9 protein-coding genes are annotated in these 14993 nt (G+C 73.0%); 5 read left to right on the top strand and 4 right to left on the bottom strand.

The genetic code is table 11. The annotated features are described in order from the left end of the window. Positions 1 to 78 precede the first annotated feature (78 nt). Positions 79 to 2691, bottom strand: a complete 2613-nt coding sequence (locus tag WME98_RS16530; protein ID WP_437952148.1) for an ATP-dependent Clp protease ATP-binding subunit — start codon at positions 2689 to 2691, stop codon at positions 79 to 81. A gap of 74 nt (positions 2692 to 2765) precedes the next feature. Between WME98_RS16530 and grxC the strand changes: the two genes are divergently transcribed. From grxC to WME98_RS16555, 5 genes are all read left to right on the top strand, one after another. Continuing rightward, positions 2766 to 3065, top strand: a complete 300-nt coding sequence (gene grxC, locus WME98_RS16535; protein ID WP_437334160.1) for a glutaredoxin 3 — start codon at positions 2766 to 2768, stop codon at positions 3063 to 3065. Positions 3066 to 3262: 197 nt separating this feature from the next. Next, positions 3263 to 4927, top strand: a complete 1665-nt coding sequence (locus tag WME98_RS16540) for a serine/threonine-protein kinase (protein WP_437952149.1) — start codon at positions 3263 to 3265, stop codon at positions 4925 to 4927. Positions 4928 to 4934: 7 nt separating this feature from the next. Continuing rightward, a complete protein-coding gene (locus WME98_RS16545; RefSeq protein WP_437952150.1) occupies positions 4935 to 6167 on the top strand; it encodes a tetratricopeptide repeat protein in 1233 nt (410 codons plus the stop codon). A 165-nt stretch (positions 6168 to 6332) separates the two neighbouring features. After that, the gene (gene acs / locus WME98_RS16550) at positions 6333 to 8300 is read left to right on the top strand and encodes an acetate--CoA ligase (RefSeq protein WP_437952151.1); all 1968 of its coding nucleotides are present in this window, start codon (positions 6333 to 6335) and stop codon (positions 8298 to 8300) included. Between the two features lie 264 nt (positions 8301 to 8564). Then, the gene (locus WME98_RS16555; protein WP_437952152.1) at positions 8565 to 10094 is read left to right on the top strand and encodes a serine/threonine protein kinase; all 1530 of its coding nucleotides are present in this window, start codon (positions 8565 to 8567) and stop codon (positions 10092 to 10094) included. A gap of 58 nt (positions 10095 to 10152) precedes the next feature. Here the strand turns inward: WME98_RS16555 and WME98_RS16560 are convergent, their stop codons facing one another. The 3 genes from WME98_RS16560 to WME98_RS16570 are packed head-to-tail and all read right to left on the bottom strand — an operon-like array spanning position 10153 to position 14952. After that, the gene (locus WME98_RS16560) at positions 10153 to 11832 is read right to left on the bottom strand and encodes an ATP-binding protein (RefSeq protein WP_437952153.1); all 1680 of its coding nucleotides are present in this window, start codon (positions 11830 to 11832) and stop codon (positions 10153 to 10155) included. After that, entirely contained in the window at positions 11829 to 12914 is a 1086-nt protein-coding gene (locus WME98_RS16565; protein ID WP_437952154.1) for a (Fe-S)-binding protein, read from the bottom strand. Before WME98_RS16565 ends, WME98_RS16560 begins: the two co-directional genes overlap by 4 nt. 49 nt (positions 12915 to 12963) lie before the next feature. Then, positions 12964 to 14952 (bottom strand): GAF domain-containing protein, encoded by a 1989-nt coding sequence (locus tag WME98_RS16570; RefSeq protein WP_437952155.1) that lies wholly within the window; start codon positions 14950 to 14952, stop codon positions 12964 to 12966. Positions 14953 to 14993 lie beyond the last annotated feature (41 nt).

A 14993-nucleotide genomic window follows, 5' to 3' on the forward strand; every position in this document is an offset into this window, starting at 1 on the left:
CAGCACCCCGCCGTGCCCTGCGGCGCCGGTCCCGGCCGCGTCCGTCGCGCGCCCGCCTCGGGCCTGGCGCGCGCCCCCTCACGCCTTGGTGAAGACGAACTTCTCGTCGCTCACGTCGACCCGCATCGTCTGGCCGGGCTGGTATCCGCCGGCCAGGATGGTCTCGGCGAGCGGGTTCTGGAGCTCGCGCAGGATCGCCCGCTTCAACGGGCGCGCGCCGAGGCTGGGCTCGTAGCCGAGCTCGACGAGCCGCGCCTTCGCGGCGTCCGTGAGCGAGAGGCGGATGTCCTTGTCGGTGAGCAGCTGCTCGAGGCGGCGGAGCTGGATGTCCACGATGCCCCGGAGGTCGTCCTTGCTGAGCGCCTTGAACACGACGATGTCGTCGATCCGGTTCAGGAACTCCGGGCGGAAGAACCCGCGCAGCTCCTCGAGCAGGACGTCGCGGATCGCCTCGCGGCCGTCCTCCGTGGTCCACAGCTTGGCGTCGGTCTCGAGCACGCGCTTCGACCCGATGTTCGAGGTCATGATCACGACCGTGTTCGAGAAGTCGGCGAGCCGCCCGCGGCCGTCCGTGAGCCGGCCGTCGTCGAGGATCTGGAGCAGCAGGTTGAACACGTCCGCGTGCGCCTTCTCGACCTCGTCGAACAGGAGCACGCTGTACGGCCGGCGCCGGGCCGCCTCGGTGAGGAAGCCGCCCTGCTCGCTGTCCGCGTAGCCCGGGGGCGCCCCGATCAGGCGCTGGGCCATGTGGCGCTCCATGAACTCGCTCATGTCCATGCGCGTCAGCGCCTGCTCGTCGTCGAACAGGAACTCGGCGAGCGCCTTCGCGAGCTCCGTCTTGCCGACGCCGCTCGGCCCGAGGAACAGGAACGAGCCGATCGGCTTGCCCGGATCGCGCAGGCCCACGCGCCCGCGGCGCACCGCCTTCGCGATCGCGCGCACCGCCTCGTCCTGACCGACCACCCGCTGCGCGAGCCGCTCCTCCATCTTGAGGAGCTTCTCGGCCTCGCCCTCGAGCATCTTGGCCACCGGGATGCCGGTCCAGTCGTTGAGCGTCGCCGCCACGTCCGACTCGCCGACGACGTTCGAGGTCGGCGCGACCCCCTCCCGCTGCGCGGCCTCCTCGGCGGCCTGGAGCCGCCGCTTGATCTCCGGGATGGTCACGTGCTCGAGCTCGCCGATCTTGGCGAACGCCTTGTCGCGCTGGGCCACCTTCAGCGCGTCGGTCGCGGCGACGAGCTCCCGGCGGATGGCCTGGCACGCGGCGATGACGCCGCGGCGCGACGCGTTGCGGCTGCGCATCGCCGACGCCTTCGGCTCGATCTCCGCGAGCTCCGCCTCCAGGCGCGCGCGGGTCTGGACGCTGAGCTTGTCGTCGTCGTCGGCGAGCGCGGCGATCTGGGCGCGGAGCGCGTCGACGCGCCGGCTCAAGGCGTCGAGCTCGGCCGGCACGCCGTCGACCTCCACCCGCTTGCGGGCCGACGTCTCGTCGAGCAGGTCCACGGCCGTGTCGGGGAGCGCGCGGTCCGAGATGTACCGCTTGGCCAGCGCGACCGCCGAGGCGATGGCGCTCTCCCCCACGCGGACGCGGTGGTGGGCCTCGTACTTCGTCGCGATCCCGCGCAGGATCTCCGTCGCCTGATCGATGCTCGGCGCCTCCAGCGTGATCGTCGAGAACCGGCGGATGATCCCGGGGTCGCGCTCGTTGATCTTGCGCACGCCCTCCGGCGTCGTCGTGGCGATGATCCGGATCTCCCCGCGCGACAGGAGCGGCTTCAGGAGCTCGCCGACGCCGGCGCCCTGCACCCCTTGCCCGAAGAGCGCGTCGAGGTCCTCGACGACGAGGATGCTCTCGACGTCCTGCGCGCCGCGCAGGCGGTCGACCAGGACCTTGAGGCGCTGCTCGATCTCGCCGCGGAGCTTCGCCCCGGCGACGAGCGCGCCGGTGTCGAGCTCGTAGAGGTGGGCGCCCGCGAGGTTCGTGGGCACGTCGCCGTGGGCGATCCGGTCGGCCAGGCCCCGGATGAGCGCGGTCTTGCCCACGCCGGGCTCGCCGACGATGAGCGGGTGGTTCTTGAACCGCCGCTCGAGGATCTGCAGCAGGCGCCGCGCCTCGACGTCGCGGCCGATGACCGGATCGAACCGCCCTTCGCGGGCGTCGGCGACGAGGTCCCGGGTGTACGGCGCCGGCTGCCCGGGCTCCGACGCGCTGGACGCCGCGGGCGAGGGCTCGCGCGAGGCCGCCTCGAGCGCGCCGAGGTGCGGCCGGAACGCGCCGGGGCCGATGCCGAACGAGGAGAGGATCTCCCCCGCAGGCCCGCGGATCTCCTGCGCGAGCGCGTGGAGCAGGTGCTCGATGCCGACGTTCGCCGATTTGTCGCGGGTCGCCTCCCGCTCGGCGCGCCCGAGGAGGTCGAGCAGGCGCGGGCTCACGTACGCCACGCCGCTGCCCGCCTTGGACAGCTTCTTCAGCGCGTTCTCGGCGAGCTGGAGCACCTCGTTCGGGTCGGCCCCGGCCCGCCGAAACACCTCGGATACCCCCCGGTCACGCTCCAGCAGCCTCATCAGCAAGTGCAGCGGCGTGACCTCGGCGTGCTGGCGCTCGTCCGCGATCTGCTGGGCGCCGGCGACGACCTGCTTCGCGTCGCTTGTGTAGCGATCGAGGTGAATCGTCCCCTCTTTCTCGGCCATGCGCGCAGCCTACCGCAAGGTGGAGCCCTGTGCGCTTGCATCTTTGGCGGTCCCGGGAAAGGAAAGAGGACGAGATGCCCATGCAAGCAGCCGACGTCACCATCTACGTCACCGAGTATTGCGGGTACTGCACCATGGCGAAGCGCCTGCTGAGCCAGAAGCAGGTGCAGTTCACGCAGATCAACGTGGAGGGCCGAGACGACCTCCGCGCCTGGCTGGTCAAGGCCTCCGGGCAGCGCACGGTCCCCCAGATCTTCATCAACGGCGTCAGCATCGGCGGGTTCAGCGAGCTGTCCGCCCTGGAGAAGCAGGGCCAGCTCGATCCGCGCCTCGCCGAGGCGCCGAGCCCGGACGCCGCCGCCCTGCCGCGCTGAGAAGGGCGGCCGATGTGCGACGGCGCCCCTCGGCTGGCGCACCCCTGGCCGCCCCCGCCGGCGCAGGTGCACCCTGGCGGGGGTAGGTGTTAAGCTGCCGCGCAGGGAAGGGGCGCAGCTTTCTTTGATACGGTTCGTCCATCGGGCCTCATAGCGCTTCGCCCGCCCCGCCCCGCCCCTCGCGAGTCGCAACCGCCATGCCTAGCAGCACCGACACCACCGCCGCAGCGACTCAGCCGGTCGAGGGCGCGCTCGTCGGAAAGCGGGTCCAGAAGTACGAAATCGTACGGACGATCGGTCGTGGCGGGATGGGCACGGTCTACGAGGCGGTCAACACCGCCATCGGCAAGCGCGTCGCGATGAAGTTCGTCGACGCCGAGCTCGCGCGGAACAAGGACGCCGTCGCCCGGTTCCACCGCGAGGCGCAGGCGGCGAGCGCCGTCGAGAGCGCGCACATCGTCGAGATCTTCGACGCCGGCTTCGCCGACGACGTCCCGTTCCTGGTCATGGAGCTGCTCCGCGGCGAGGACCTGGGCCACCGCATCCGGCGCTGCGGCCGGCTGGAGCTCGGCGAGGCGCTCCACGTGACCGCGCAGATCCTCCGCGGCCTCCACCGCGCGCACGAGGCGGGCATCGTCCACCGCGATCTCAAGCCGGACAACATCTTCCTGGTCGACCGCGACGACGACCCGAACTTCGCGAAGATCCTCGACTTCGGCATCTCGAAGGTGCGCCGCACCGACGGCGCCCCGGCGCACACGCTGACCCGGCAGGGCACGGTGCTCGGCACGCCGTTCTACATGTCGCCCGAGCAGGCGCAGGCGCTGCCCGACGTCGACGGCAGGACCGATCTCTGGGCGGTCGGCGCCATCCTCTACGAGTGCCTCACCGGGCACCCGCCGCACAGCGGCAGCTCGTACGAGCAGGTGATCGTCAACATCTGCATGAAGGACGCCCAGGACGTGCGGATGAGCAACCCGGCCGTCCCCGAGCCGATCGCGCGCGTCATCGCCAAGGCGCTCACGCGCGACAGGGACGCGAGGTTCTCGTCCGCGCGGGATTTCCTGGACGCGCTGGTCGCCGGGGCCGGCGGGCTCCTCGGCGCGCGGCGCAGCTCGAGCGACGAGCTCGGGGCCCACACGACGAGCGCGCCTGGCGTGCCCGGGCAGACGCCGGTGAAGCTCACGCCGGGCGACCCGAACATCGCGATGGATCCGACGCTCGAGGTGCCCGGCACCGGCTCGAAGGTGGGCTGGGCGAGCAACGGGCGCGCGGGCGCGCGCGGGCCGCGGCGGCTCGCGCTCGCCGGGGCAGCGCTCGTCGCGCTGGTCGGCGGGCTCGCGGGCGCCGCCTTCCACGCGCGCCGCTCGCCGGCGGAGGGCGCCGAGGTCGCCGCGCCTGCGCCGCCCGCCCAGGTCTCCGTCGAGCTCCGGACGAACGCCGAAGGCGCGCGCTTCACCGTCGACGGCGTGGCGCTGGCCGATCGCACGCTGCGCGGCCGCACGGGCGAGACGAAGCGGGTGAGGATCGAGGCCTCCGGATATACGACCGTGGACAAGGAAGTGACGCTCCAGGCTGGCAGGGCCCCCATCGAGGTCCTGCTCCACCCGCTGCCGGCGGCGGTCGCGCCGGTGCCCACCGCGGCGCCGGCGCCCACCGCGGAGCCGGCGCCCAAGGCCGCGCCGCCCCCGGCGCCCAAGGCCGCGCCGAGCGCGAAGAAGACGGCGACGCTCCCCTTCGCGGCGCGCCCCAGGGCGACGGGCGCCGGCGCAAAGGCCGCCGCGTCGGGTCCGGTCGGGCCGGACGTCGCGGCGTCGAAGCCGGCGGGGGTCGCGGCTGGTCTGCAGCTCAAGGTCGACTGAGGCGGGCTTGGGCAGATCGCACGGACGACTCCAGGTCGCGCTCTGCGCGGCGCTCCTCGGCCTGGCAGCGCAGCTCTCGCCGGCGCTCGCGCAGGTCGAGCCGTACCGGCAGCACATGGAGAACGGCATCAAGCTGTTCCAGGACCGGAACTACCCGGCGGCGATCGTCGAGTTCGAGGCGGCCTACGAGGCGAAGCCGAAGGCCAGCCCGCTCTTCAACATCGCGCTCGCCGAGAAGGCCCTCTTCAACTACCCGCGGGCCATCGCGGCGCTCGAGCGCGCGCTCGCGCAGCACCGCGACACGATGGACGAGGGCGACGAGCGGACGGCGCGCAGCGCCATCGAGGAGATGCGCGCGCTGCTCGCCCACCTCACGATCGAGCTCAGCCCGCCGGACGCCGCGCTGCTCATCGACGGGGAGGAGCAGCCGCCCGCGTCGTCGGGGACGCGGGTCGTGGAGCTCGGGCCGGGGGTGCACCGCATCGGCGCGCGCGCCGAGGGCCACGCGAGCGCCGAGCAGAGCGTCACCGTGGTGAGCGGCGAGCGCGACAAGCGGGTGAAGCTGACGCTGGCCCCGGAGAAGCCCCCCGCGATCGCGGCGCCGCAGCCGTACACGCCGCCCCCGCCGCCGCCGCCGCCGCGGCCGGTGCCGCTCTCGCTCGCGCCGCAGGGGTACTACGTGATCGGCGCGGCGTCGCTGCTCTGGCCGCTCGGCCACCCGCGCGGGTTCCAGCTGCCGGAGGCGAACAGCGGCGGCGCCGGCTCGATCCGGGTGGGTTACCGCGTGAACACCCCCGCGGCGTTCGACGTGATGTTCCAGTACGCGAACATCGCCACCGGGTCGGATCACCCCAGCTACCCGAACGCGAGCTACACGCTCGGGTCGACGCGCGTCGGGCTGAACGTCCGCCTGATGACCCCGGGGCAGACCTGGCGTTTCGTGGGCTCGATCGGCGGCGGCCTCACCTACGACGACGTGAGCTTCGACAGCATCAAGGGTCCCGGCGGCGACATCTGCGACGGCCGGTGCAAGCACGCGCGGGGGGTGAACGCGTTCGTGTTCTCCGAGGTCGGCGTCGAGCTGGACCTCAGCGGCGTGCTCCTCGGGTTCTCGCTGGACAGCTATTTCCAGTCGTCGCGCGGCATCAGCTACAAGGACGGCGACGACGACATTCCCCTCTACTCCTCCGTGCTGCTGCAGCTGGGAGGCAGCCTGCACGCCGGCTACGCGTTCTGGTGAGCGGGCCGAGCCCGGGCGTCCGCCCGTTCCGTCCTTGTTCTGCTGCTCGGCGGATGTATCCTCGCACGCCCTCGCGGTGAGTCGTAGATGGTTCGCCGTCCTCTCCAGCGGGGGAACAGCGATCGGGGGTCGGCCTCCGCCGTCCCCTCCAACGCAGGGGTGACCATGTCGCAGGATGCCATCACGTCGTTGCTGAAGGAGACGCGCCGGTTCGAGCCGCCGGCCGAGTTCTCGCGTCGTGCGCGCGTCGGCGCGCGGGAGGCCTACGAGGCGCTCTACCGCGAGAGCATCGAGCAGCCGGACGCGTTCTGGCGCCGGGAGGCGGGCGACCTCGTGTTCCGCACGCCGTGGACCACCACCAGCGACTGGTCCCTGCCGCACGCCAAGTGGTTCGTCGGCGCGACCCTCAACGTCACCGAGAGCTGCCTCGACCGGCACCTCACGACCGCCACCAAGAACAAGGCCGCGATCATCTGGGAGGGCGAGCACGGCGCCACGCGCACGCTGACCTACGCCCAGCTCCACCGCGAGACGCTGCTGCTCGCGAACGCGCTCAAGAAGCTCGGCATCGAGAAGGGGGATCGGGTCGCGATCTACATGGGCATGGTCCCCGAGGTCGCCGTCGCGATGCTCGCCTGCGCGCGCCTCGGCGCGGTGCACACGGTGGTCTTCGGCGGCTTCGCCGCGGACGCGCTGCGCGACCGCATCCACGACAGCCAGGCCAAGCTCGTCATCACGCAGGACGGCGCGTACCGGCGCGGGCAGGTCGTGCCGCTGAAGGCGACCGTCGACAAGGCGCTCGCGCAGCCGGAGGCGAAGAGCGCGACGCGCGTCATCGTGTACCAGCACCTCGGCAGCGAGCGCTGTGAGGTGCAGATGACCGAGGGCCGCGACGTCTTCTGGCACGACCTGCTCGCCCAGGCCGCGCCCTCCTGCGAGCCCACCATCGTCGACGCCGAGCACCCGCTGTTCATCCTCTACACGAGCGGCTCGACCGGGAAGCCCAAGGGGGTGCTCCACACGACCGCCGGCTACCTGGTCGGCGCGCACGTCACGACGAAGTACGTCTTCGATCTGCGCGACGACGACGTTTACTGGTGCACCGCCGACGTCGGCTGGGTGACGGGCCACAGCTACATCGTGTACGGCCCGCTCTCGAACGGCGCGACGTGCCTCATGTACGAGGGCGCGCCGAACTTCCCCGACTGGGGCCGCTTCTGGCGGCTCATCGAGAAGCACGGCGTCACCATCCTCTACACCGCCCCCACGGCCATCCGCGCCTTCATGCGGCAGGGCGACGAGTGGCCCGCGAAGAGCGATCTGTCGAGCCTCCGGCTCCTCGGGTCGGTCGGCGAGCCGATCAACCCCGAGGCGTGGATCTGGTACCACCGGACCATCGGCGGCGGCCGCTGCCCCATCGTGGACACCTGGTGGCAGACGGAGACGGGGGCGATCATGATGACCACGCTGCCCGGCGCCTCGCCCTCGAAGCCGGGGTCGACCGGGCTGCCGATGTTCGGCGTCGTGCCCGAGGTCGTCACGAAGGACGGCAAGCCGGTCCCCGCGGGCGAGGGCGGGCTGCTCGTCCTGAAGACGCCGTGGCCGTCGATGCTGCGCACCGTGTGGGGCGACGACGAGCGGTTCCGCAAGCAGTACTTCAGCGACGTCGAGGGCTGCTACTTCACCGGCGACGGCGCGCGCCGCGACGAGGACGGCTATTACTGGGTCGTCGGCCGCATCGACGACGTGCTGAACGTGGCCGGTCACCGCATCGGGACGGCCGAGATCGAGAGCGCGCTCGTCTCTCACCCCGCCGTCGCCGAGGCGGCCGCGGTCGGCCGACCGGACGAGCTCAAGGGGCAGGCGCTCGTGGTGTTCGTCTCGCTCCGACCGGGGTTCTCGGCCGGGCCGGAGCTCCAGGCGAAGCTCGGCGAGCACGTCGCCAAGGAGATCGGCAAGTTCGCGCGCCCCGACGCCATCCGCTTCGCGGACGCGCTGCCGAAGACCCGCAGCGGCAAGATCATGCGCCGGCTGCTGAAGGACGTCGCCGCCGGCCGCGAGATGACCGGCGACACGTCGACGCTCGAGGACCTGAGCGTCGTGGCGAAGCTCCGGCAGCAGGAAGACGAGTGAGCGCCGCGGCGGCGCGGGGGCGCGACCGTGCCCCCGCGACCGGCGCGAGACGCCGCGCGTGAGGGGGGAGCGCTGGCGCATCACCGGAGGGGCGGAGGGCCCACGGAAGAGCTCGATTCTGCGGCTCTTTCGCCGTCCTCTGCCGGGGCGAGGCCGCGGCGGCCCGCGGCCGGCGGCCCATCGCCCATGGTCGACTTACCCCGTTCGCGCCGGAGAATTTGATCGCCCGCGTCGGCGCGGGGGATAATCTGTGGCGAGGCGCTTTTGGAGCTCGAAGCTGGAACCGTCGTTGCGAACCGGTACCGCATCATCCGCCAGCTCGGCCGTGGCGGGATGGGGGAGGTGTTCGCCGCGGAGAACATCCGCACCGGCCGCCAGGTGGCGGTCAAGCTCCTTCGCGCCGACTCGAAGGCCAAGTCGTCCGCCGTCGAGCGGTTCCGGCGCGAGGCGCGCGCCGCGGGCTCCATCAACAGCGACCACGTCACCGAGATCCTCGACGTCGAGGAGGACCCCGAGCTCGGCATCGTGCTCGTCTTCGAGCTGCTCGAAGGCGAGTCGCTGATCGATCGGCTGAAGCGGACGGGGCCGATCGCGTTCGAGGAGCTGCACCCGATCATCGAGCAGGTCTGGATGGGCCTCGCCGACGCGCACCGCGCCGGGATCATCCACCGCGATCTGAAGCCGTCGAACGTGTACCTCGAGGCGCGCCCCGACGGGTCCACGCGGGTCAAGATCCTCGACTTCGGCATCTCGAAGCTGCCGAAGGAGATGGGAGCAGAGACCCTCACCGAGATGGGGCAGAGCCTCGGCACGTTCTCGTTCATGCCGCCCGAGCAGATCGGCAAGGCGAAGACGGTCGACCACCGCGCGGACATCTACGCCTGCGCCACGATGATCTACCAGTCGATGAGCGGTCAGCTGCCTTACCAGGCGCGCAACCTGCTCATCATGGTCGAGATGAAGCAGAAGACCGACGCGCGGAGGCTCGCGGACGCGATGGACGGGCCGATCGATCCGCGGCTCGAGGCGTTCCTCGCGAAGGGGCTGGCGCGGGAGCCTGCGGACCGCTTCCAGAGCGCGCTCGAGGGGCTCACCGCGTGGCGCGAGCTGCGGCCCGCGCAGGGCTCGAGCCAGCCGGCGGTCAACCCACGCACCTCCAGGGCGCCCGGCAGCGGCGCGTCGGGCCACGCGCCCGGCACGCCCCTCCCATCCCCGCACCCGACCTACAAGCCCCCGTCCTCGGGCGCGCGCAAGCTCCCGGTGCCGCCGGCCGATCCCATCCTGATCCGCACGGCCACCGATCCAGGGGCGCATCCGCCGGTGGAGGCCCCGGCGCGCCAGCCCAGCGACCCTGCGCTCGCGGCCCACCACTTCCTCGGCGATCCGGCGCACGCGCTGGGCGAGGGGCAGCGTCCCTCTCACGCGGCGGGCGGGCTGCCGGCGGTCCAGCCCATGCCCTGGACCGGCCCGAACGGCACCATGGTGCTGAACAACGCGGCCATGGAGCTCGCGCCCCCGCCCGTGTCGCCGCGGACGCTGCCGGACTTCTCCGAGGACAGCTCGCCCGGGCCGACCAGCCAGGGTCCGACGCTCGTCTACAGGCCCACGCGGCCGACCCTGGGCTCGGTCAGCTCGGGGCTGCCTGTCCCCGGGGAGCCGGGGCCGCTCGAGCAGCCGCCGCGCGCGCCCCCGGCGCGGACGCTCCGGACCCTCTTCTACGTGCTGGCGGCGCTCGTGTTCGCCGTCGTGGGCTTCCTCGCCATGGGGATCATCCTCGAGCACCTGCCCAAGTAGCCGCGGCGCCGGGCCTGCGCGCCGCCGTCGCCGCGCGCGCCCCCGCGACAGGCGCGGCTCAGAGCGCCGCGTGCGCCTCCGCGGCGCGGCCCTGGGCCGGCGCGCCGCCGGCGGGCAGGACGATCCGGAACCGCGTGCCCCCCGCCTCGCGCGGCTCGCACGAGATCGCGCCGCCGTGCGCCTCGACGATGTCCCGCGTCACCGCGAGCCCGAGCCCCGTCCCGCGCTGCTTGGTCGTGAAGAAGGGGTCGAAGATCGACGCCCGCAGCTCCTCCGGCACGCCGGGGCCCGTGTCGTCGACCGCGATGGTCGCGGCCCCGCCCGAGAACCTGACGCTCACCACGATCTCGCCGCCCTTGGGCATCGCCTCGCGCGCGTTGCGGAGCAGGTTCAGGAGCGCCTGCCGGAGCTGCGACTCGTCGAGGAGGATCTCGGGCCCCTCCTCCACCTCGACGCGGACCGCGACGCCGGCGCGGTCGAGCTCGGGCCGCACGAACGCCACGAGCTCCTGCACCAGGTCGTCCACCCGCTCCGGCACGAGCTGCGGGCGAGGGCGGCGGGCGACGCTGAGGTACTGCTCCGCGATGCGCGACAGGCGATCCACCTCGGCCCGGATCGCGGCGACGAGCTGCGCCGACTCCTTCATCACGGGCCTGAGCTCCGCGTCGGGCATGTCCGCGGCGGAGGCGCGCGCCACCTCCTCCTCGAGCAGCTCGAGGTTCAGCCCGATCGACGACAGCGGATTCCTGATCTCGTGCGTGACGTGCGCCGCCATCTTCCCGATCGCCGCGAGCCGCTCGGCGTTCACGAGCTCGGCGCGCGCGCGGCGGATGGCGGCGACCATGCCCTCGAACGTCGTCGCGAGCTCGCCGATCTCGTCGTTCGTCGCGAGCACCTGCTTCGGGGTGAGGTCGCCGCGCGCGACCGCGTTCGCCCGCTCGGTGACCGCGGTGAGCGGGGCGAGCACGCGCCGCGCGTACAGCGACATCACCGCGCCGACGAGCAGCGTCAGCACGCCCAGCCCGAGCAGCAGGTGCATCGAGCGCTCCTCCCGCCGCCGCGCCTCGACGGTGAGGCTCTCCATCTGCTCCTCGACGCGGCTCTTGATGGCCCTGAGCCGCTGCGCGCCCTCGACCTCGCGCTTGACCAGCTCGTCGCGCGTGCGCTCCGCGAGCTCGCGGTTGCCGACGGAGAGCGCCTGGAACAGCTGCGAGAACCGCTCCGGGCTGGCGCCCACGAGCCGCTCGATCGCCGTCACCTCGGCCGCGATCTCGTCGCTGAACCGGCGCACGCCCGACGAGCCGGCCGCCTGCCCGACGCCGACGCCCGCGCCGCCCTGCACCTCGTCGGCGCCGGCGAGCGCCCTGGCGGCGTCCTTGACGATCGAGAAGGCGAGCGGCCGGGTCCGGCGGGCGGTCTCGAGCCACTCGCGCACGTCGCCGGGGTTCTTCGCGGCGGTGATGTGGTTGAGCTGGGCGTTGAAGACGTTCTGCTCGGCCAGGACCTCGCCGATGCGGAGCAGCAGCGGGACGTACCCGGCGCGCAGCAGCTGGGCGTCGCGCGACGCCGCCCGCAGGGCCTGGACGCTCCAGCCCACCGTCAGCGCGAAGGCGGCGAGCACCACGAGGTAGCTCGCGAGGAGCCTCCCCGCGACCGTGCGCCGCTTGTGGCGCGCCGGCCCCTCCTGGCCCGCGGCGCCGGCGCGCGCCTCGTCCACGGCAGGCCCCGGCGCGGTCATCGCGGCGCGACGGCCCGCGCGACCAGGCTCGCGAGGTCCTCCGCCGGCTCGCCCCGGGTCCTGAACCGCCGGAGGCTCTGCGCGCAGTGGGTCACGAGCAGCCCGCCGCCGAGCGCGCGGTGCTCCGCGATCCTGCCGTCGGCGATGGCGGCGGACGAGGCGGGGCGCGTGGCGGGCACGAGGCCGCCGCCGCCGCTGCAGTCGGCGTGCTCGCGGCGGTGGATGAACTCCTCCGGCGGCCGCCCCGTGATGCGGGCGAGGATCTCCCGGGGCGCGTCGTAGCGGTCGAGGCCGCGCCCGAGCTGGCAGGGGTCGTGGTAGCGCACCCGCCGCTCCGACGTCGACCGCTGCAGCCGGTCGAGCGACGCGCGCGCGAGATCGACGAACAGCTCCGGGCTCTTCACGCTCACGCCCGCGCGCGCGTACTCGACGCGGACGGCGCGCGCGCACCCGGGGTCGACCGCGACGAAGCGCTCCCCCGCCGCGACCTCGGCGGCGAGCCGCCGCGCGGCGGCCTCGAAGCCCGGCCGATCGCCGGCGTAGAGGAGCGGCAGCCCGCAACACGCGCGCACCGGGCGGACCGGCGCGCCCGTCAGCGCCTCGGTCGCCTCGAGCGCGTCGCGGGCCACGTCCGGCGCGTGGCGCTCGTAGCCGCAGCCGACCAGCACCTGCACCGCGGCCGGGTCCGGCTGGGCTTGCCCGTCGCGCTCGCCGGCGCGGCCGTCCTCGCGGGCCCGGAAGCGCGCCGCGACGCGCCGCGCCCCCTCCGGCTCGAGGCCGCGGGCGAAGAGCTCGGCGCGCGCGTCGGTCAGCACCGTGGCCACCTCGTTCTTGTGATCGCAGCGCTCGCGGCATGCGTAGCAGGCCGAGCACGCCCAGGCGGGATCCGCGTGGGGCGCGTCGAGCGGCACGTCGCCGCGCGCGGCGAAGTACGCCATCGACATCTTGCCCCACGGCGTGACCGTCTCGTTCGCCTCGACGTTCGACACGGGGCAGGCGGCGCGGGAGAGCTTGGGGCAGTAGACGCACTTCTCGAGCGACGTCCGGTGCGGCTCGAGGAGCTTCAGGCGGAGCTGGGACACCGGTTGAGTCTCTCCATCGGGTGCGCCTCGCGCAAGCGGCGGGGGCGCGTCACGCGTCCGAGCCGTTGCTCGACGAGCGCCTGCCGCGCTCGTTCACCGGCGTCGATGAGCCTGTCGGCCTGCGGCGAGGGACGCCCTCGTGCACGACCGGCGAGGGCTCCACCCCCGCCTTGGGCGCCGGGCCGCCGTCGGCCGGCGGCAGCTTGGCCTGCCCCTCCGCCGGGGCCGGAGGCCTCGACGCGCTCTCCTGGGGCAGGCGGATCGTGAACTTCGCGCCCTTGTCGGACGACTCGACCGCGATCGTCCCGGCGTGCTCGTCCACGATCTTCTTCACGATCGCGAGCCCGAGCCCGGTGCCGCCGCGCTTGCCCGACGTCACGAACGACTGGAACAGCCGGCCCTGGACCTCCTTCGGGATCCCCTTGCCGGTGTCGGCGACGCTGATCGCGAGTTCCCCCCCGTCGCGGTAGGCGCGGATGGTCACCGTGCCCCCGCGCGGCCGCATCGCCTCGACCGCGTTGCGGACGAGGTTGTGCAGGAGCCGCGTCATCTTCGCCTCGTCGAACCGCGCCGTCCCGCGGTCCTCGAGCTCCAGGGAGAGCGCCACGCCGGTCCCGGCGAGCTCGTGCTCCAGCTGCTTCTCGATGTCGCCGAAGAACTTGGTCAGGTAGACCTTGCGCACGAGGATGCTCCGCTCGCCGCGCGCGAACTCCAGCACCTCGCGCTGCATCGCGCTGATCACGTCGAACTGCTTCAGGATCAGCCGCGCGTGCTCCTCCCTCGTCGCCGCGTCGGGGGCGCTGGCCATGAGCTGGACGTAGCCGCTGATCACCGTGAGCGGCGTGCGCACGTCGTGCATCACCCCCGAGAGCAGGCGCCCGATCGTCGTGAGCCGCTCGCTCTGCTCCCGCTCGAGGCGCGAGCGGAACAGCCGCAGCGCGGTCGACGCGTTCGCCGACACGAGCCGCAGGAGCGCCCGATCGTCCTTCGAGAAGCCGTGGGGCTTCCTGGAGTTGTAGAGCGCCATGGCGCCGATCGGCACCGCGTCCTCGCCCTCGAGGGGCACGGCGATCGCGGACTCCAGCTCCCCGCCGAGCATCTGGGCGAGCCGGTGCGAGACCGTCATGTCCATGTCGTCGAGCTCGTCGCCCCCGCCCTCGCTCGAGTAGAACACGGCCTCGTTGTGCACCATGGCGCGCCCGACCAGCCCGTCGCCGCGGCGCATCGCGATGCGCTTCACCGCCGGCCTCGGGGGCGCCGCGACCACGACGCCCTCCGGCTCCTCGCCGGGCGCGCGGGGCGGCGGGGTGCCGTCCTCGAGCGCGTCGAGATCGAAGAAGTAGAGCACCAGCCCGCCCTCGATCTCGTCGACGAGCATGCCCCCCGCGCGCGCCTCGCACGCCCTGCCGGCGGACGTGATGACCGCGCGCGCCAGGTCCTCCATGTTGGTCGCGCGGCCCATCGCGCTCTCGAGCTCGAAGAGCAGCTTGAGGTCGCTCACGCGGTGCTCGAGCTGCTCCTTCGTCTCGACGAGCTGCGTGTTCTTCTGGATCACCGAGAGGAACAGCCGCGAGTTGTCGATCGAGACGGCCGCCTGCGTCGCCAGCGCGCTCAAGAGCTCCTCGTCGTGGACCGAGAACTCCGCTCCCCCGTGCTTGTTCAGCACCTGGATGACGCCGATGGTCCGGCCGACGTGGTTCTTCATCGGCGCGGCGAGGATCGAGCGGGTGCGGTACCCGGTCACCTCGTCCCAGTCGCGCTGGAACCGGCGATCGCGGTAGGCGTCCTTCACGCGGACGGTGCGCCCGATCTTGGCGACGTGGCCGGCGATGCCGGCGCCGACGGGCAGCTCGATCGCGCGCGCCTCCTCGCCGATGACGATGCGCGAGTACAGCCGCTGGCGCTGCTCGTCGAGCAGGTACAGGGTCGCCCTGTCCGCGTCGAGCAGCTCGGTGATCTTGTTCAGGATGAGCGCGAGGAGCTGGTCGAGATCCAGGGTGCTGCCGAGCGCGAGCCCGACGTCCCGGAGCGCCTGCACGGTCTTGTCAGCTTGGGCAAGGCGCGCCTCGAGCTCCTGTA

The sequence above is a fragment of the Sorangium sp. So ce296 genome (assembly GCF_051529605.1).
GTDB lineage: Bacteria > Myxococcota_A > Polyangia > Polyangiales > Polyangiaceae > Sorangium > Sorangium cellulosum_D.